Source organism: Singulisphaera acidiphila DSM 18658, from assembly GCF_000242455.2.
In the GTDB taxonomy this organism is placed as follows: Bacteria; Planctomycetota; Planctomycetia; order Isosphaerales; family Isosphaeraceae; genus Singulisphaera; species Singulisphaera acidiphila.
In genome coordinates this window covers 7,264,867-7,283,484 of the sequence record NC_019892.1, presented here as the reverse complement: position 1 = coordinate 7,283,484, position 18,618 = coordinate 7,264,867, and the positions used below count along the sequence as shown (strand labels likewise).

At 61.1% G+C, this 18,618-nt stretch carries 14 protein-coding genes; 8 read left to right on the top strand and 6 right to left on the bottom strand.

Features of this window, described 5'->3' with window-relative positions:
- Positions 1-143: 143 nt before the first annotated feature.
- The 4 genes from SINAC_RS28500 to SINAC_RS28485 all read left to right on the top strand — a co-directional run bounded on the left by SINAC_RS28500 (position 144) and on the right by SINAC_RS28485 (position 4,808).
- Positions 144-1,553: a DUF1501 domain-containing protein gene (locus SINAC_RS28500; RefSeq protein WP_015249033.1), complete on the top strand. Its 1,410-nt coding sequence runs from the start codon at positions 144-146 to the stop codon at positions 1,551-1,553.
- Positions 1,553-2,422 (top strand): SDR family oxidoreductase, encoded by an 870-nt coding sequence (locus SINAC_RS28495; RefSeq protein WP_015249032.1) that lies wholly within the window; start codon positions 1,553-1,555, stop codon positions 2,420-2,422. The genes SINAC_RS28500 and SINAC_RS28495 overlap by 1 nt, the downstream gene beginning before the upstream one ends.
- A gap of 152 nt (positions 2,423-2,574) precedes the next feature.
- Positions 2,575-3,906: an MFS transporter gene (locus SINAC_RS28490; RefSeq protein ID WP_015249031.1), complete on the top strand. Its 1,332-nt coding sequence runs from the start codon at positions 2,575-2,577 to the stop codon at positions 3,904-3,906.
- A 104-nt stretch (positions 3,907-4,010) separates the two neighbouring features.
- Positions 4,011-4,808, top strand: coding sequence for an inositol monophosphatase family protein (locus tag SINAC_RS28485; protein WP_015249030.1), 798 nt, complete (start codon positions 4,011-4,013; stop codon positions 4,806-4,808).
- 37 nt (positions 4,809-4,845) lie between these two features.
- Here SINAC_RS28485 and SINAC_RS28480 read toward each other — a convergent pair whose 3' ends face one another.
- The 5 genes from SINAC_RS28480 to SINAC_RS28455 form a co-directional block, all read right to left on the bottom strand.
- Positions 4,846-6,366: an ArnT family glycosyltransferase gene (locus SINAC_RS28480; protein WP_015249029.1), complete on the bottom strand. Its 1,521-nt coding sequence runs from the start codon at positions 6,364-6,366 to the stop codon at positions 4,846-4,848.
- A gap of 432 nt (positions 6,367-6,798) precedes the next feature.
- On the bottom strand, positions 6,799-8,037 hold the full coding sequence (locus tag SINAC_RS28475; protein WP_015249028.1) for an aldo/keto reductase: 1,239 nt from the start codon (positions 8,035-8,037) through the stop codon (positions 6,799-6,801).
- A 306-nt stretch (positions 8,038-8,343) separates the two neighbouring features.
- On the bottom strand, positions 8,344-9,570 hold the full coding sequence (locus tag SINAC_RS28465) for an NAD(P)-dependent alcohol dehydrogenase (RefSeq protein ID WP_015249027.1): 1,227 nt from the start codon (positions 9,568-9,570) through the stop codon (positions 8,344-8,346).
- 58 nt (positions 9,571-9,628) lie between these two features.
- Complete coding sequence (locus tag SINAC_RS28460) at positions 9,629-10,636, bottom strand: aldo/keto reductase (RefSeq protein WP_015249026.1); 1,008 nt, start codon at positions 10,634-10,636, stop codon at positions 9,629-9,631.
- A 26-nt stretch (positions 10,637-10,662) separates the two neighbouring features.
- Entirely contained in the window at positions 10,663-11,724 is a 1,062-nt protein-coding gene (locus SINAC_RS28455) for an NAD(P)-dependent alcohol dehydrogenase (RefSeq protein ID WP_015249025.1), read from the bottom strand.
- A gap of 315 nt (positions 11,725-12,039) precedes the next feature.
- On the opposite strand from SINAC_RS28455, the gene SINAC_RS28450 reads away from it, so the two are divergent.
- The 3 genes from SINAC_RS28450 to SINAC_RS28435 all read left to right on the top strand — a co-directional run bounded on the left by SINAC_RS28450 (position 12,040) and on the right by SINAC_RS28435 (position 15,954).
- Positions 12,040-12,951, top strand: a complete 912-nt coding sequence (locus SINAC_RS28450; RefSeq protein WP_015249024.1) for an AraC family transcriptional regulator — start codon at positions 12,040-12,042, stop codon at positions 12,949-12,951.
- A 673-nt stretch (positions 12,952-13,624) separates the two neighbouring features.
- A complete protein-coding gene (gene ltrA, locus SINAC_RS28440) occupies positions 13,625-14,878 on the top strand; it encodes a group II intron reverse transcriptase/maturase (protein WP_015246860.1) in 1,254 nt (417 codons plus the stop codon).
- A 458-nt stretch (positions 14,879-15,336) separates the two neighbouring features.
- On the top strand, positions 15,337-15,954 hold the full coding sequence (locus SINAC_RS28435; protein ID WP_237722898.1) for a PEP-CTERM sorting domain-containing protein: 618 nt from the start codon (positions 15,337-15,339) through the stop codon (positions 15,952-15,954).
- Positions 15,955-16,572: 618 nt separating this feature from the next.
- Here SINAC_RS28435 and SINAC_RS28430 read toward each other — a convergent pair.
- Positions 16,573-16,914 carry a hypothetical protein gene (locus SINAC_RS28430; RefSeq protein WP_015249022.1) on the bottom strand — a complete coding sequence of 114 codons (342 nt, stop codon included), beginning with the start codon at positions 16,912-16,914 and terminating at the stop codon, positions 16,573-16,575.
- A 504-nt stretch (positions 16,915-17,418) separates the two neighbouring features.
- Here SINAC_RS28430 and SINAC_RS28425 point away from each other — a divergent pair.
- A complete protein-coding gene (locus SINAC_RS28425) occupies positions 17,419-18,570 on the top strand; it encodes a DUF1349 domain-containing protein (protein ID WP_015249021.1) in 1,152 nt (383 codons plus the stop codon).
- The last annotated feature ends 48 nt before the right edge of the window (positions 18,571-18,618 follow it).

Below are 18,618 nucleotides of genomic sequence, written 5' to 3'. Positions count from 1 at the left end.
TCGACGTTGGCGACAGGAGGGCTTCTCCCAAGGGCCCCTGCTCCGGGTAGACATCACCGACTCGATCCGATAGAGTAGAGTTAGGTTGTTGAGCGAAAGTTGAACATCTTCGCTCGTCCCGGTTGGCTGATGGAGGTGGAGACGTGACGGACGAACGGGGATCCACGGGACGTCTCGGCTGCGATGGCTTTCGTCGGTTGGGGATGTCGAGGCGCGGGGTTCTGCGAGCGGGCGCCCTGACGATGACAGGTCTGGGGTTGCCGGAGCTCTTTCGCCGTCGGGCAGCTGCCCAGACCGCAGCGAAGAACAATGGCTTCGGTCGCGCTCGATCGTGCATCCTGATCTTTCAGTGGGGAGGTCCCAGCCAACTCGACACCTGGGATCCCAAACCCGATGCACCTGCGGATATTCGCGGAGAGTTCGGCACGATCGAGACCCGTACGCCGGGAGTTCGGATCAGTGAGCACTTCCCGTTACTCGCCGCTCAGTCCCACCGGTTGTCGATCATCCGCTCGATGAGCCACGACGACCCCGCGCATCTTTCCACGGCCCATCGCCTGTTGACCGGCCATCTGGCACCCACCCCTTATTCCGACGCGGCCGGCCCCTCTTCCAACGACTGGCCGCACCTGGGCGCGATCCTGGCGAAGTGTCGGCCAAGCAAAGGGGTGATGCCCCAAGCGGTGACCATGCCCTGGTCGGTGGCACACCCGGCCGCCCCGGGCGGCAGAGCACCTGGCCAGCACGGAGGCTGGCTGGGCAAGGGGTTCGACCCGTTTGGGATCGAGGGCGACCCGAATGCGCCCGACTTCCAGGTGAGCGGGCTCGGCTTGCCCGAGGGACTGACCGCCGAGCGAATGGTCGATCGCCGGGTCCTGTTCGATGCCTTGCGCGATCCAGGCGGCCTCTCCGGGCGTTCCGCCGGAGCCTGGGATGGTTTTCAAGGCCGCGCCCTCGATGCCCTGGCCTCTTCTCAGGCGCGGGCCGCATTCCAAGTCGAGCGTGAAGACCCGAAGATTCGGGACCGCTACGGCCGGCACATTCATGGGCAGTCCCTCCTGCTGGCACGGCGGTTGGTGGAGGCCGGTGTCGGGCTTGTTACCGTCAACTGGCACAACGACGGCTTGAACTTCTGGGACACTCACGGTGACAACTTCAACAACCTGAAGAACCGCTTGATGCCCCCTGCCGACCGTGGATTCGCTGCCCTCCTCGAAGACCTGGATGCGCGCGGGATGCTCGACGAGACGCTCGTGGTCTGGGCCGGTGAGTTTGGCCGAACCCCTCGGATTACCAAGGGAAACGCGGGACGCGAACACTGGCCCCGCTGCTATTCCGCCGCCCTCGCGGGAAGCGGCGTCGCTGGCGGCACGGTCTACGGCGCATCCGACCGTTGGGCCGCCTACCCGGCCCGAGACCCGGTCAGTCCCGACGACCTTGGGGCCACGATTCTTCACGCCCTTGGGGTTAATCCGGCCACCGAGGTTCACGACGCCGTCGGCCGCCCTTTGCAGGTGAATACCGGCAGTCCACTTCTCAGCGTCTTCGCCTGATGAGCGAACCCAATCGACCCATGGCCGGCAAGGTGTGCCTGATCACGGGAGCCACTTCCGGGATTGGTGAGATCACTGCGAGGGCGTTGGCCGAGCGGGGCGCGACCCTCACGATCGTGGGACGGAGCCCGGAACGTTGCGCGGCGACGCTCGATCGGATTCGCCGAGCAGCCCCCGACGCGGATGTCGACTTCATCCTCGCCGACCTCTCTTCCCAGGAATCGATACGTCACCTCGCGGCGCTCTTCCAGGAACGGAAGAGCCGCCTCGATCTGCTCATCAATAACGCAGGAGCCCTTTTCTTTGAACGGCGTGAGAGCGTGGACGGGATCGAGTTGACCCTCGCCCTGAACCACCTCGCGTACTTCCAACTGACGAACTTGCTCCTGGACCTGCTCAAATCGAGCGGTCCTTCCCGGGTCGTCAACGTCGCGTCCGAGGCCCACCGCTCGGCGAGCAAGATCGATTTCAACGACCTCGAAGGGCGCAAGCGGTATCGAGGTTTTCGCGCCTATGCCCAATCGAAATTGGCCAACCTGCTGTTCACCTTCGAGCTGGCAGAGAGGCTCGAAGGCACAGATGTGACTGTGAATGCACTTCACCCTGGACTTGTCGCCACGAACATCTTCGCCGGCAATGGAATCCCGGGATGGCTGTTGAGGCGAGCGGCTGCCTTGTTCGCCATTAGCCCGGAAAAAGGGGCCGAGACGTCGATCTATCTGGGGTCGTCATCGGAAGTGTCCGGCGTCTCGGGCAACTATTTCTACCGGCAAAAGCCGATCGCCTCCTCTCGCGCTTCACACGATCCGGAGGCAGCGAGGAGGCTCTGGGAACGGAGCGTGGAGTTCACCAGTCGGCCCGCTCTCTAAACCCTCTTCTCCCCTTGCACCGGCGGTGCCGATTCTCGGTGGAAATCGGCCCTGACATCACCGGGCATCCAAGCTGCGCTTGTCCCCGGATCGTTCGTCCCCTAGCATGAGTGGCAAAGGTGCCGGATTGTGGGACGGGGAGTTGAGAGCGCATGACCGAGTTTGTCAACGAGTCGTTAGACACGCCAGAGAAGGGCATTGAGATCAGGCGGCAGCGGATCATCTTGCTCATCTTAGCCGTGGTTCAGTTCACGAATATCGTCGACTTCATGATTGTGATGCCGCTCGGTCCGCAGTTGATGCGGACGCTCAAAATCGGCCCCACGCAATTCGGGCTCATTGTCTCGTCGTACACCCTCAGCGCCGGGATCGCAGGATTATTGGCCGCCACGCTGATCGACCGCTTTGACCGCAAGTTGAGCTTTCTGACTCTCTATCTCGGCTTCTTGGTCGGGACCTTGTTCTGCGGTCTTGCGGAGGGTTATCCCATCCTGCTGGCAGCCCGGGTCGTGACCGGCGCGTTCGGGGGAATTCTGGGAGGCCTGGCCATGGCGATCATCGGCGACGTTTTCCCCGAGCATCAGCGCGGGGCGGCGACAGGCGCACTGATGTCCGCCTTCGCCCTGGCATCCGTCGCCGGTGTCCCCTTCGGACTCTCGTTGGGGACGGCGTACGGCTGGCACGTCCCTTTTCTGCTGCTGGCCGGAGTCGGATCGGTCGTCCTGCTCATCGCGGTGAAGGCGATGCCCTCGCTCCGAGAACACCTCGATCCTGAGAAAGGGGCCGGGCATCCGCTCAAGGAGATGGTGGCCACCCTCACTCACCCCAACCATCTGCGCGCGTTTGCCCTGATCGTGACCCTGATGCTTGGCAGCTTCGCGGTGATCCCTTATATCAGCCCCTACCTCGTGGCGAACGTGGGGGTGGCTGAGAAGCAACTGCCGTGGGTCTATGTCATTGGCGGGGGCCTCACCCTGATCGCCGCTCCCTTGGTCGGTAAGCTCGCCGATAGGTACGGCAAACTCCGCGTCTATCGCTGTGCGGCCCCGATTGCTGGGCTCTTGATGCTTGCGGTCACCTGCTTGCCGCAGGTCTCCTTTCCGCTCGCCATCACGGTCGTCTCGCTCCTGATGGTGGGGAACGCCAGCCGGATGATCGCGGCGATGGCGATGGTCATGACGAGCGTCGAGCCAAGGCGGCGGGGAAGCTTCATGACAGCCAACTCCTCGATCCAGCACCTCTCCACGGGGCTCGGCGCCTATATCGGTGGCAGAATCATTTTGAGAACCAGCGACGGGTCGTTTCAACGATTCCCCTGGGTGGGAGCCGTTGCAGCCACAGCCACAATTTTGAGCCTGGTTCTCGCCGGCCGCCTTCGGACCCACGGAGATTCGCTGACGACCTCCCCTGCCCTAAGCCTTGGCGCGGCTGCTGAGGCGTTGGGAGACTCGAGCGAGCCGTTGGCCGCGACCGACCTGGCATAGTCCCCCTTTCGTGCAACCGAGCCGCAAACCTCAAATCTTGAACCAGGCCATCGACCCGACGGGTCGATGGCTTGCCTTGTGCCAAGGTCAGAGAGGATCGACCGATGACTACGCCCGAATTGACGGTTGCCGAGCAGGCAGCCCGCGCCGCTGGCACGATCCTCACGCGCTACTTCCGTGAGGGAGTCACCATGCGGAGTAAGGATATCTCCAACCTCGTCTCCGATGCCGACATCGACGCGGAACGGGCGATCGTCGAGGTGATCCGCCGCTCCTTCCCCGGACACGAGGTGATGGGCGAGGAGGAACAGCAGGGGGACGCCAACGCAGAGCATCTCTGGATCGTCGATCCTCTCGACGGGACCAGCAACTTCGCCCATAAGATCCCTCACTTCGCCGTCTCCATCGCCTACTATCACGCGGGGCAACCGGAAGTCGGGGTCGTCTTCAACCCACTCCAGGATGACTGGATCACCGCGGTTCGTGGGCAAGGGGCGTTTTACAATGGAGAGCGGATCCAGGTTGCCGATCATACCCAGCTCAACGAGGCCCTCGTGGGTGTCGGCTTCTACTACGATCGCGACGTGATGATGGAGGCCACCCTGACGGCCATCTCCGACTTGAAGCGGAGCCAGATCCATGGCATCCGCCGCTTCGGCACGGCGTCACTCGACCTCTGCATGGTAGCCCGTGGCCTCTTCGGCGCTTATTTCGAGTACACGCTCTCTCCCTGGGACTTTGCCGCGGGACGGCTCATCGTCGAAGAAGCAGGGGGACGCGTCACGACCTGCCGGGGTGGGCTTCCCCCTCTTGCCCCCACCGGCATCCTCGCAACCAACGGCGCACTTCATGAAGCGATGCTCGAGATCGTCCAGGCCCGTCACCCCAGCGAATCCCGCTGAGTGAGCCACTCAGGAGCACGGCCCCCCGCCTGCGCGATCACGGCATCGCGCGAGACGGTGAGGCGCTCTCTGCCTGCCCTTCGTGTGCCGGTGCGATGACCCGGTACACGGAGACGGCTCCTTGTGGTCCCCAGGCGAGGCGAACGCAATCGCTCTGACTGACGATGAAACGGCTGAGCGGGTCCGCAGGGGCGTTTGTGAACGGATTCTCATCGACAAGCAAGTAAGCAACCCCATATTGATCGATCAGACGGCGAATCGACCTCGGATCTTGGGTGCCCGTCTCCATGGCCTTTCGTCCGGTCTGCCAGAAGAGATCCGCCGGATAATGAGTCAGAATGGGACCTGGAGTCGTTCCGTGGTGGGTGATCCAGGCGCAGGCGGCGTCGAAGTCTCGGTGAGTACTTCTCTGGGCCTCAGCTCGCCTGGTTGCGATCGCGTACACAGGATAGGGCAGAGACAGGATCAGGATGAGCCAGGCCGCCCGCCTTCGGGGGTGCCTGAGCCGCAATCGGCGGAATAGGCCGGAAAAACCCTCGAGAGCACCGACCAGGAGAAAAGGGACGAGCGGGATGAGGAAGCGCCCCGCCTCGGTGAATGGCCAGGCCAGGAGCAATAGCAACGTGCAGAACGGCACGAGACCTGCCAGTCGTCGCCCTGGGAAGTGCAAGGTCCGCCACCAACCCCGCGCGACGATGGCCGTGAAGGCGACTGCACCACCTGTAAACAGGGTTGCGACGAGCGGTCGATTCACATAAACCGTTGCAATCTCAACGAACGGGCCAAGAAGCTGGTCGGGCATCCGTCGCGTATAGAAGAGGAGTTGATGCCCCAGCAACGAGAGCAACCCGTCGAACTCAAATAAGCTCGCCTGCGAGCCACGGCCGACGCGGTGCAGCCAGGCCAGCCAGGGAACCAGGCAAACCGAGGTCGTGATGAGAGTGACAACCGCCAGGGCCACTCGGCGCCTCAGCAACATGTCGAGCACAATCGCCGTGGCGAGGCAGACGCCGACGTGACGGGTCAGAACGCTCGCTGCAAACAGGAAACCGAGGAGGAGCCCGCGTCGCATTCGGTTCGCGTTTGGCCCACGCGCCGCGAGCAAGGCCAGCGCACTCAGCAAACAGTAGAGAGGCTCTGATTGGATGCTGCCTCCCGTGCGTCCCCAAGTCCAATTGATCGCCAGCGCTGACCCGAGAAGGATCGCGATCCGGAAAGAATAGATCCGCCGGAACCAGCACCAGAACGCAACCGTGGCGGCCACTGTGAAGGCGACCGAGAGCGCATGGGCCGCGACGAACGAGGTCCCACCAATTCGGTAAAGACCAGCCAGCACGAGGGGATAGACCGGGGGAAAGTGAGTGTGGGGAGGCGAGGCGGGATGACTCCCCTCTCGATACCCAAGTCCCTCGGACAAGGACCAGCCAAGAACCGCATAGCCGGCCCCGTCATAGCGAGGGGGCGAGCGGAACCCCGTGTTCGGAACGACCGATATCAAAGTCAAAGCAACGAGAAGCAAACTCGCGGGGAAGACACTCGTGTTTCGTCTTGTAATCATAGGAACAGGCTCATCAATGACGTTCCCCCTGAACTGACCACTAATGAGACGAACCTCCTGCTAGACTTGACGGGTCGTCACGAGCTCCCGAGTAACCTGCTCGCTCGATCCCAGGTGATGGGGTGGGGAGGTTGAGTCGAGGCAAGTGGAGTTCCCTACGATTTTGATCAGAATCAAATAGCGATGCCATAGCGTCGCCCACAGGTTCCGAGCACTTGATCTTCAACGATCTGGTCCACGCTGCGATTCCAGGCGAGAAATGCAGTTGGGGCGGCCTCCTCTTGATGAAGTCCCATTGTGAAGTCCAAGAGGCCGGGCAAATCCGATGTCCGTTTTGCCGGTCGTGCTGATCCTGGAGATTCGTCGACATCGACTTGCCAACGAATCTCCAGGTCATCTCGGCGACTCCGCCTGGAGGCTTGGCCGCTACGGTCAGGCCAGGTGACGATCCACCTCGGGCAGGAGCCGGGCGAAATCCAGCCGGCTCGGGCAAGCGGCCTGGGCAGCCTCGAGGTCGGCGGCCGACCAGTCGCGTTCGCCGTCCGTCAGGTCACGGTAGTGCCGGCGGGCTTCGGAGCGGTAGCCGTGGTGCTCGTGATAGGTCAGGTAGCGGACCAGGTCGCCCAGCCGGGCGCCGGTGCCGGCGGCCTCCGCGCATCGGCCGTCGCAGTCGGCGCAGAACGTCGGGGCCGAGGCGAGAGCCGCCGCCCGAAGCTGCTCCAGCTCGGTGACCTTGAGCGTCTCGAACCGCCGGGCGGCGTCAAGGTTGTCGCGCAGTTGGTCGGTGTTGTTCATAGTCGTGCAGACCGTGGCGATCCGCTCGTCGGTCCAGATCGCCTGGAGCAGCCCCTGGAACGGTGTGAGGTTTCTCTCCTTGAGGACCGGGGCCAGCTTCTCCACGGCCTCCTGGAGCGGCGTCTTCAGGCCCCTGGCGCCGCCGAACTGCCCGGCGGACTGCTTCATCGAGATCAGGCCGATGCCCGCCTTGTGGGCCGCGTCCAAAGACTTGTTCAGGGGCGATTCCTTGTCGAGGAACGGGCTGTACTGGACCATGATGACGTCGATGAACCCGCCCTCGGCGGCGGCCCGGATGTAGTCGGCGCGGCGGGCGTTGTGGGTCGAGAAGCCTACGAACTTCGCCTTGCCCGACTTCTTGACGGCCTCAATCGCGTCGCCGAACTCCTTGCTCTTACAGAATTCGACCTCCTCATGATGGTCGCCCATGGCGTGCCAGAAGTAGAGGTCGAGGTGGTCGGTCCCGGTCGCCTCCAGCCGCTTGTCCAGGTCGTCGACGAACTGCTTGGTATTCCGCGCCATGGTCTTGCTGACGAGGAAGATCTCCTTGCGGACCTCGGGCTTCTCGGCAAACCACCGCTTGAAATTCCCCTCCGATCCGTAAGCCGCAGCCGTGTCGTAGCAGCGGACCCCCTCAGAGTACGACTGGCGGATCAGGCGATCGGTGCCCGAGGCCCGCCAGGTCCCCTGGTTGATGATGGTCACGTCCACGCCGGTCTTGCCCAGCTTGCGCCTTGGGAAGGGCTTGGGCACGTCGGCGGCCGGCTGCTGCGCGGCGGACACTGTCGACGGCGGGACCAGAGCGGCGGCCGTCGCCAGGCCGCCGATCTTGAGGAACTCGCGGCGGCCGGCGTCCGTGGCTTCTTGATTGGCCATGGGGTCAATCCTCCAGGTGGGGCGAGATGAGGAAGAGACATCCACCCCGCCGGAGGCCGATCCTCCGGCGGGGATATCGCAGGGGAGAGCGATCATCGAGGCTTGAGCCTGTTGATGATGGTGATATTGATGACGTGGCGGAAGCTCGCGTCGCCGTGCTCGATCTTCTTGAACGCATCGTTGTCTCCTCGATCGCGATGACATCGACGTACGACGTGATACCGTCCCGGCCGTAGCAGTCTAGCATCTTTGCCGCAAGATCCCATGATCAACGCCATGAGCATCGGCGCAGAGGGATTTTTGGATTCACCTGGCCTGAGCCGTTTCCGAAAGCGTGGCGATGTCAATCACGTATCTGTATTTGACTTCGCCTGCTGACACCTTCTGATAGGCCTCGTCCAGTTTCTGGATCGGGATGACCTCGACACGCGGGTAGATGTCGTTCGCGACAGAGTAATCGATCATCTCCTGCGTTTCGCGGATGCCGCCAATCTGCGATCCGTAGATCTTGCGACGAGCCGACCAGACCAACGTTGAGAGCTCGACGTTCGACATGTTGGCCCGCGATGGCAATCCGAGAACAACCATGTCTCCATCAATGGCCGTCATCTTCAAGTACATCGCCGGATCGTATTTTGCGGGGATGGTGCTGAGCACCACCCGAAACGTATTCTCCAGGCCCTTCATTTCGTCCGGATTGTTGACGTTCACATATCTCGCGACCCCCATGTCCAGCGCGTCGTGCCGCTTGCTCTCCATGATGTCGAAGACGGTAACCTCGGCGCCAAGTGCGACGGCGTATTGCACGGCCATGTGGCCGAGCCCGCCGAACCCGGCGACCGCCACCTTGTCGCCCTTTTTCACGTGGGTGAGCTTGAGGGGCGAGTAGGTCGTGATGCCCGCACAAAGCAACGGGGCGACCCGTTCCAGCCGGGCGCTCTGCGGCACCTTCACCGCGAACCGATCCGACACGACGATATTGTTGGAGTAGCCGCCCTTCGTGATCTCGTTGCCGTGATAAATGTCTTCTGATGCGTATGTGAGCACTCTATTGTTGCAGTATTGCTCCTCGCCCTTCTTGCAGCTGGCGCACTCGCCACACGAATTGACCAGGCAGCCGACGCCCGCGTAATCGCCGACCTTGAACTTCGTCACCTTGCTTCCCGCCTGCGCGACCCGGCCGACGATCTCGTGGCCGGGGACCATCGGATAAGTCTCCTGGCGCCAATCCTCCCACGCGTGGTGCAAGTCGCTGTGGCAGATACCCGCGTAGAGGATATCGATGAGGACGTCGTTGTCGCCGACGGCGTGGCGGTCGAACTCGTACGGGACGAACTTCCCTTCCTTCGAGAAGACGGCATAGCCTTTGGTGTGTACCGGAGCGTCCTGCGCCAACGCCTGGGTGGCCAGTGCACCAGAGAATAGAACCATCAAAATTGCCATGCGCTCGATGATCCGCCGCCTCAACGATGTTCCCGAGTTCGCCTTGCCGATGAAGAAACTCGCTGCAATTGCGAAAAGAGGGGTTTGCACGACGGAAACTCCTTCCGTGCTCGAGGTGAAGTATGATCGATCCTCTGTGTGCACCTGCTCACCGACCGGTCATCTGCTCCAGCTTTTCGGGATAGCGAGCCCCTTGCACCGTGATCTTGGAGGCAGCTTCATCAATGTCACGCAGGTCGTCGGAAGTGAGCCCAACGGAAAGCGCCCCGATGTTTTCCTCCAAGCGATGGAGCTTTGTAGTGCCCGGGATCGGGGCAATCCACGGCTTCTGGGCAAGCAGCCAGGCGAGCGCGATCTGAGCAGGCGTCGCTTGCTTCCGTTCGGCAATGCTGCCCAGGAGATGAATCAGGGCCTGATTCGCCTTGAGGGCCTCCGGCGTGAACCGAGGCAGGGTGCTGCGGAAGTCGGAGCTGTCGAACCTCGCGCTCTCGTCGATCTTGCCCGTGAGGAACCCTCTGCCCAGCGGGCTGTAAGGGACAAAGCCGATTCCCAGCTCCTCGAGGGTCGGCATCACTTCCTTCTCGGGAGTCCTCGTCCAGAGCGAGTATTCGCTCTGGAGGGCCGTGACCGGTTGGACTGCATGCGCACGACGGATCGTTTGCACTCCCGCTTCGGAAAGGCCGAAGTGCTTGACCTTGCCCTCCTGAATCAGGTCCCTGACCGCCCCCGCGACGTCTTCGATCGGCACGTTCGGGTCAACCCGATGCTGGTAGAGTAGGTCGATGACATCAACCTGGAGCCGCTTGAGCGAACCCTCGACGGCCTGTTTGATGTGCTCCGGTCGGCTGTTCGGGCTCGGCGCCCCCTTCATTCCGCGCGGATCGAAGTTCGGACTGACGTCGAACCCGAACTTGGTGGCAATGACCAACTGGTCGCGGAAGGGGGCGAGGGCTTCGCCCACAAGCTCTTCGTTCAAGAACGGGCCGTAGACCTCGGCAGTGTCGAAGAACGTGACACCGTGTTCGACCGCCGCACAGAGAAGAGCGGTCATCTCCTGCTTGTCTTTGGGCGGGCCGTAGGAAAAACTCATTCCCATGCAACCAAGCCCGAGAGCCGAGACTTCCAGGTTGCTCTTTCCAAGCTTACGCCTCTGCATGGTTGCTCCTCTGAGTGTCGCGCCGGTTATTCAGATTTGAGAGACGCCATGTCGATGGAGAAGCGGTACTTCACATCAGACTTGAGAAGCCGTTCGTAGGCCTCGTTGACCTTCTGGATGGGGATGATTTCGACATCGGAGGTGATGTTGTGTGTGCCGCAGAAGTCGAGCATCTCCTGCGTCTCGGCGATCCCTCCGATGATCGAGCCGGAGAGGCTGCGGCGTCCGAACAGGAGGCCGAAGCCGTCTAAAGGGAAAGGCTTCTCCGGAGCGCCGACGAGCGTGATGTTGCCGTCGCGGCGGAGGAGTTGGATGTAGGCGTTGATGTCGTGCTCGGCGGACACGGCGTCGAGGATGAAATCAAAGCTACCGGCGTGCTTCCGCATTGCGTTGGCATCGCGAGAAACGACAATTTCGTCGGCACCAAGGCGGAGCGCGTCTTCCTTCTTGTTGGGCGAGGTCGTGAAGACGACGACGTGAGCCCCGAGCGCATGGGCAAACTTCACGCCCATGTGGCCCAATCCGCCGAGGCCGACCACGCCGACCTTCTTGCCCTCGGTGACGCCCCAATGGCGCATCGGCGAGTATGTCGTGATACCCGCACAGAGGAGAGGCGCAGCCCCGGCGAGATCGAGGTTGCCGGGAACGCGCAAGACGAAGCGTTCGTTGACGACGACGCTGTCGGAATAGCCGCCGTAGGTGACGCCCCCCTCGCTGTGCTTATCCGGAGAGTTGTAGGTGCCGGTGACGTTCGGACAGAACTGCTCAAGCCCGGCCCGACATTCGGGGCAGGTGCCGTCCGAATCCACCAGGCAGCCGACCGCAACGAGATCGCCGAGCTTGAACTTGGTGACCGCGGAGCCGACCTTGGCAACGCGGCCGACAATCTCATGGCCAGGGACGCAAGGGTAGACGGTGGGCATGTGGTTGCTCCACTCGTCGCGGGTCTGGTGGAGGTCGGAGTGGCAGACGCCGCAGAAGAGGATTTCGATCTGCACGTCGTGTTCGGTTGGATCGCGCCGCGCGATCGTCGAGGAGGCGAGCGACGAAATCGCGCTGGCGGCTGAGTAGGCCTTAGCATTGTACATGGACGCATTCTCCAATATTCAAAAGACGCCAACGGTCGGCGAAGGCAGCCTTGGTTCCAAGCACGGCGGGTAGTCCCCGCGATGAACCAAACTTCGCACATAACTCTGCCTATCCCGCTCTCCGAGGCTCACTTCGGTTCCCGATGCCCCCTGGCCGTTTCTCCGATGTTCATTAGAGGTCGACTGCCCGAAATTGGAAAGGATCAATTCTCCTGAAGATTAGCCTAATCCTATTGGATTTCGGAAAACCTATCCCCATCACAGCAAGAGTGTGTAACCTAATCCTGTGGCAACCTAAGCAAACTGGAGGACCGGATGGACGGACAGGCCGACAATCGCAAGCGGCTCGCCAGCCTCCTTGATGAGGTGGCTGTTGACGAGGGAATGCGTCAGACTCTCATCGAAGGCGTACAAGTGTTCCGCAGATCGGAACCGTTGCCCCGCACCCCGATGGTCTATCACCAAAGAATCATCATCGTCGGCCAGGGCTGGAAGCGGGCCTATCTCGGCGGCAATGCATACACGTACGATTCATGCAATTATCTTGTGTCGTCAGTGCCATTGCCGGTGGAGTGCGAAACGGAGGCCAGTCTCGAAGTGCCCGTGCTCATCGTCACCATCGACATCGATCCGTCGATGCTCGGCGAGATGATCCTTGAGATGGACGAGCCCTCGTCGCCGGCCGGTACAACTCCGCGAGGCATCTCCACAACCCCGATGAGCGAGCAGATGGTCGGGGCGGTCATCCGTCTTCTCGAATGCCTCAAGTGCCCGCTTGACAGCCGCATGCTTGGCCGCCAGACGGTCCGCGAGATCGTCTACCGCGTGCTCTGCGACGAACAAGGCGGTGCGCTCCGCGCCCTAGCCAGTCGGGACGAGCACTTCACCCGCATCGCTCGGGTTGTGAAATACATCCACACTGAGTATGCACGACCGTTCAGTGCCGAGGAGATGGCGAAGCGGGCGGGGATGAGTGTTTCGGTCTTCCATCACCACTTCAAGCTCGTGACGGCCAGTTCTCCGCTTCAATACCTCAAGCGGATCCGGCTCGACCGGGCGAGGGTGCTCATGGCCCACGACGGCCACAACGCGAGCACCGCCGCGAGGGCGGTTGGGTACGAGAGCCCGTCGCAGTTCGGCCGAGAGTTCAAACGGCTCTTCGGCGTGTCGCCAGCCGAAGAGGCGGAGAACATGCGGGCCCGCCTCGTGGCCAATGAGGCCAGTTGATACTGACCGCCGCGAGTCACTGCCGGTTTTTCCAGAGGCCGAAGTTTGCCGACGACTGTGCGCCACGAAGGTGTGAAAGGACGACTTTCAGGAGCGTCCCGGAACGCCATGCTGCGTGAGAGATGAGGGTAGGTCCCTCGGGATCGGGTTGCAGGACCAGATTCCAAATCACCCGAAGCGGCTTGGATTAAGAGTCCTGGTCGTGAGCGTTCGGGAAAAGGCCGGTCTGAACCGGTCAGATAAGAACCGAGAAGGCGAACGCAAGTGAACCACCGATGAGGCGTCGAAAGCGTAGGGACGTCATCGAAACCAGGCTCCAGTCGTTGGCCTGGGATGCAGTCAAGGCGGGACCTGCTTACGGCCTTGATGGTGACCGGCGTAAAGGTGGCGCGAGCTCGGTTCAGGCTCTCGCGGGGAACGTGGGAACCTGTCGTCACGATGCCAAGGGAGATGCCCAAGTGGAGGCCCCACGAGGTCAAAGTCCCGATGCGTGGCACAGGGGCGGATCAACCCGTAGTAGCGTTGAAGCCTGGTAATGCGGGTGGAGCGAAGGGGTTGAATGGTTCAGCCAAGGGATGGATCAACCAGCGATGGGAGGAATTCATGCCGGAAGCGAAGTCGTGCGTCAAGGCCCACGCGAGAGGCAAAAGTCAACCAGCGATGGGAGGAACCGATGCCTGAAGCGAAGCCTTACGCGATTTCCAAACAGGTGGTCTACGAGGCCTACCTGAAGGTCAAGGCGAACCACGGGGCGGCCGGGGTGGACGGGCAGTCGATCGAGGCGTTCGAGACCGACTTGAAGGGTAACCTCTACAAGATCTGGAATCGGATGTCCTCGGGCAGCTACTTTCCACCGCCGGTGCGGCTCGTGGAGATCCCGAAAGCCGATGGGGGTTCAAGGCCGCTGGGGATTCCCACGGTCGGCGATCGCGTGGCTCAGATGGTCGTCAAGATGCATCTGGAGCCGCTGGTGGAGCCGCACTTCCATCCCGACTCCTACGGGTATCGACCCGGACGATCGGCGCTGGATGCGGTGGCCGCCGCGCGGGAGCGGTGCTGGCGGTCCGACTGGGTGATTGATCTGGATATCAAAGGTTTCTTTGACAATCTCGATCATGAACTAGTCATGAAGGCAGTCTGTCATCACGTGAACGAACCATGGGTCCTGCTGTACATCGAGCGGTGGCTGAAAGCCCCCGTTCAGAAGCAGGACGGTCGTCGAGAAGAGCGTACGAAGGGCTCGCCCCAGGGGTCGATTGTTTCGCCCTTGTTGGCCAATCTCTTCATGCACTATGCGTTCGATCTCTGGATGGCCCGGAGCTTTCCGGACATCCACTTCGCGCGTTATGCGGACGATGTGATCATTCACGCGAAGAGCCGGGCTCAAGCGGAACACGTGCTCGAAGCGGTCCGGGCACGTCTGAAGGAGTGCCGTCTTGAGCTTCACCCTGAGAAGACCAAGATCGTGTACTGCCAGGACGATGACCGGAGGGGCCAGCATGAACACATCAAGTTCGACTTCCTCGGCTACACCTTTCGGCCCCGGCGGGCCAAGAATCGATGGGGGAAGTTCTTCGTGAGCTTCATCCCAGCGATCAGCCACAAGGCCGCCAATGCGATCCGCGAGACGATCCGAGACTGGCGGCTGGCCGCCATCCGGAACAATCAGTCTCTGGAGGAGATCGCGGGGCTTGTGAATCCTTCGGTACGAGGGTGGGTGAACTACTACGGTCGGTTTTACCGGTCGGCGCTCACTCCAGTTCTCCGACACCTGGAGCGTGTCTTGGTCAAATGGGCGCAGCGGAAATACAAACGGTTGAGGCGTCACTCCATCAACGCAGCCCACTGGCTGGGTCAAGTGGCGCGACGCGATCCGAATCTGCTGGTTCTCTGGCAGATCGGGATTCGACCAGCGACTGGATCATAAGAGCCGGATGAGGCGAGAGCCTCCCGTCCGGATCCGAGAGGGCCTGGGGGTGCAATTCCCCCGGGCTACTCGACTGCGCGAAAAAAAGGGCTGTTCGCATCCCACGGAAGCTTTTACGCGAAAACCCTTTTCGAGCGAATTGGCCAGTCCCAGGACGGGCTGTGCGCCTTTGGGGGCGCTGACAATTCCGAGCCGCAAGAGATCGAGCGGCTCATCGCCGTAATTTCGAGACATACGCAATTGATTCCAGATTCTAAGTCCGAATCAACTCGTCGGCAGGTCATCGAGAATAATCCAGGCTAAAATCCTGGAAACCGTGAAATCGAGGTTTACAGGGGTAGTGATGTTGAGTATCTTTCGGCCGCTCGACTCATCTTCGAGGACCACGACAGTACCACTGAGAAGCTGACGTTACTTCTAGGATCGCGCCATTCAACTTCAGGAGGATGACAATGCGGATGGTACGCAGATGGAGCGGTGTTTCGAAGCTTGCGCTTGCCTTGAGTCTGTTGTTATTGACCGGTGCCAACGTTTCGGCGGGAACCCTGGTCACTTACAGCACCAGCGGAACCGTTGAGTCGGGTGGCGTGTCGGGCTCGGGCGTGATCTCGTTCAAGAGCCTCACCGACGCGTCGTTCAATTCCCCGTCCTTCTTCAGCCTGGGTGATTTTCAGGTTGCGGCACTCCCGACCGGCACATCGACCACCTACACGAATACGCCGTTCAGCATCACGCTGATCGCGAATCAGGTTGATGGTGAAGTGCCCGTTCCCAATGGCTCACCGATTGTCATCAGTGGCGTGCTCAACGGCACGATCACCGGCGGAAATCAGTCGACGGTCCGCGCTTTGTTTAATCCGATCGGCGAAGTCCCGTTTCAGACCGGTGAATTTGCGAACGTGCTCACCCTTCCCGTCACCGACATTTATCTCGTCCCCTCGACGACGAATAATGGTGTGACCACGGCCGAGGCCCACCTTCGCACCACCGTGCCCGAACCCACCACCATTGCTCTCTTTCTGGCAACGCTCGCGGGCCTCGGGCTTCGCCGCCTTCGCTCGCCTTCCGCCGCCTGATGAAGGCCGGGAAGCCGTTGATTTTGTCGTCATTCTACCCGACCTAGGGTCGCTTCTCGTAAGCGTCTCTCAGGCCGGGTAGCCGTTTCGAAAAAGTTGAATACTCCATCGAGACCTAGCCCCACCCTCCACCTCCGTGACCAGGACGAGATCGGCCGAAGACGACCTCAAAGGCGAAACCGAGCAAGCAGTCATCACCCGGTGAGCATCGACTGACTTTCCACCCATGCTTTTACCAGCACTGCCCAAGCGCACATACCCAATCTAACCTTGAACCTGAAGTGAAAAGAACGACTTCGCGAAGTGGGTGTTGAGCCTGGGAGCATCGGTCGGAAGTGAAAGAAACCCTCCGGTGCGCATCCGGAGGGGGGTCGCCAGCGAGCGTTGTCTCGATTGCGTTCGGTCAAGCGCTCGACCGAAGCGTCATGCTGAGTATCAAAAGCTGTATCGAGAACAAAGATCTTGCTCGGGAACCGAGTGATCGGCCGCATGCGATCGACCTGATTCGGCCCACTCTCGAGGCCAGTCTCAAGCCGATGGGGACAATACTCAACCGGCCCCGTAGCGTCAACCCGGAACGATCGAAATGCAAAAGGAGGGAAGCGCCCCCCTTGGCCGTCACGCGTTCATCGTGACCGAATCACGGCGGTTATCGTCATCCGCCTTGTGGTAACCCAACCCTTGAAGGACGCCCAGCACTTCACTCCAGGTCGGGTAGAGTCGACCGCTGTCCTGCTTGTACTCTTGCATGGCCATCATGAATTCGATCTCGGCGGTCGTGTAGGTTCGCTCGCAGGTCGAAGGGTCAACCAGACGCCTCTTACGACACGATTCCCGAGCGAGCGAAGCTCGCCGGGCGGCCTGACTCGCAGCGGCGTTCGTCCAGTCGTCGATGACTGGCACATCATTCACGCCAAATGGATCATCGGGAAGCAGCGACGAAGTGTTTCTGCGTGCCATGGGAGAGTTCCGTCGGGGGCTTGTCCGAGAAATCAACCGGGCCCAGGCTTCTTGTCTAAAACTTCAGAATCCCTCCCTCACGATCGCCATTCCTTGAGAGAAGTCACCAGCGGTTCATGGTAGATCAAGGCGGTCTTGATAGGCAATAAGTCAGAAAAAAAGTCGCGGTTATTTTGTTCCAGCAAAGCAACATTTTCTTGCTTGCCTTCGTTTTGGTCCGGGCAGATTGATGATTCAGCTTTCGAGGAGGCGCAGGGCAAACCCGTTCCGGAAGAATCAAGGATGAGGTCACATCTGCTCCCTGTCACGTCTCACCATACGCAAGCGGGGAGGGCAAGGAAGGATTGACAAAGGTTGATCGTCCCCCTTAGCATGAGTCGGTAAGAGGTACGGTGGTTGCCTATTTCTCTGGCTATCACAACATTTCTTCGGTGCTTTTGATCGACTAACTGAGGCGTTCGCCACTTTCCAGCACTCCAGCGCGCTCGAGGGGGTTGACCAGCCGTGGCGAGTTCAGCGAGCACGAAAAAACGGCAGAGTTCCAGTTCGCTCGAGGAAAGTGCGGGGCGGTCCTCTGCGGCAAAGCCGCAGCTCTTGACCCAACTGCCCGGCTCATTGTTCACATCGCCCGGCTTCATCATGGGTCTGATTGCCCTGGAGTTTCTTTACGGCCTCTTTCTCTTCGCCGTGATGTCGACGAACAAGCGACATCGGGAGCAAGCGAGGGCCGCCGCTGAACTCCACGCCAATACGGCACCGGTTGAGCCCCCTCTCGCCCCCAAGATTGAAGCGGTGGCTAAGCCCGAGCCCGTTTCGGAGCCGGCGGCCAATGAGGTGATAACCGCCGCGCCGCCCGCACAAGAGAAGGTTGAGCCTGAGACGTCGAAGACCGCGACATTAGAGAGCCAAACCCTCGTCCAAAACGAGGCCACGAGCGAGCTGACTCAGAAGTCGAACACGGAACCGAACCGCGAAGCTCGGAACGACAAAAAAACAGTTGCCCTGGCGACTCCCGAACCGCCTCCGGCAAAGGTGAAATTCGCCGACAAGAACCCGCTCTCGATCTTCCCGTTACTCGGTCCCCTGGTCGATCCCCTGCAGGACTCACTCGTCACCAAGGGGGACGAGACGCTGACAATCCAGGTCGCTGCGGGTGCTCATATCTTTGACGCCACGCGCGACATCACGGATGCGCCTCGGGCCCTCGCCGAGGTGGATGGAGATTTTACCGCTGAGGTGAAGGTCCTCGGTGATTTTCAGCCAGGGACCGTTCCCCTCAAGGGGCTCTTTTTCACGTTCCAGGGAGCGGGGCTCCTGCTCTGGCAAAACAAGGATAACTATGTTCGGTTTGAGCGAGCGACCGCCTATACGGGCGAGCGACTGCAATGGTTGTATCTCGAAAGCTGCAAGGACGGAAAGCTCACCAAACCGAAGAAACCGATGAATGTCCGCGAGGGAGCGATCACACTTCGCCTGGAGCGTCGTGCGAACGCGCTCGTTTACTCCTACTCGCTCGATGGCAAGACGTTCATCAAGGTCGACCACGCGGCCACCACCCTTCCGCGCAAGCTGAGCGTCGGAATCTCGGCGAACAACGCATCGCCTCGCGCCTTCCCTGCGCGGTTCACCGACTTCGTTCTCAAGCCGGCCTCATGAGACAGGCGTTGGCCGTCGACAACCGACGGCCAACGCTCGCCGTTGCAT

What these genes read in the sequence shown, in the direction of transcription:
- SINAC_RS28430 (WP_015249022.1), bottom strand. Translation starts at nt 16,914, where the DNA reads ATGGCACGCAGAAACACTTCGTCGCTGCTTCCCGATGATCCATTTGGC.
- SINAC_RS28495 (WP_015249032.1), top strand. Translation starts at nt 1,553, where the DNA reads ATGAGCGAACCCAATCGACCCATGGCCGGCAAGGTGTGCCTGATCACG.
- SINAC_RS28475 (WP_015249028.1), bottom strand. Translation starts at nt 8,037, where the DNA reads ATGGCCAATCAAGAAGCCACGGACGCCGGCCGCCGCGAGTTCCTCAAG.
- SINAC_RS28435 (WP_237722898.1), top strand. Translation starts at nt 15,337, where the DNA reads ATGGTACGCAGATGGAGCGGTGTTTCGAAGCTTGCGCTTGCCTTGAGT.
- SINAC_RS28455 (WP_015249025.1), bottom strand. Translation starts at nt 11,724, where the DNA reads ATGTACAATGCTAAGGCCTACTCAGCCGCCAGCGCGATTTCGTCGCTC.
- ltrA (WP_015246860.1), top strand. Translation starts at nt 13,625, where the DNA reads ATGCCTGAAGCGAAGCCTTACGCGATTTCCAAACAGGTGGTCTACGAG.
- SINAC_RS28480 (WP_015249029.1), bottom strand. Translation starts at nt 6,366, where the DNA reads ATGATTACAAGACGAAACACGAGTGTCTTCCCCGCGAGTTTGCTTCTC.
- SINAC_RS28450 (WP_015249024.1), top strand. Translation starts at nt 12,040, where the DNA reads ATGGACGGACAGGCCGACAATCGCAAGCGGCTCGCCAGCCTCCTTGAT.
- SINAC_RS28490 (WP_015249031.1), top strand. Translation starts at nt 2,575, where the DNA reads ATGACCGAGTTTGTCAACGAGTCGTTAGACACGCCAGAGAAGGGCATT.
- SINAC_RS28485 (WP_015249030.1), top strand. Translation starts at nt 4,011, where the DNA reads ATGACTACGCCCGAATTGACGGTTGCCGAGCAGGCAGCCCGCGCCGCT.
- SINAC_RS28460 (WP_015249026.1), bottom strand. Translation starts at nt 10,636, where the DNA reads ATGCAGAGGCGTAAGCTTGGAAAGAGCAACCTGGAAGTCTCGGCTCTC.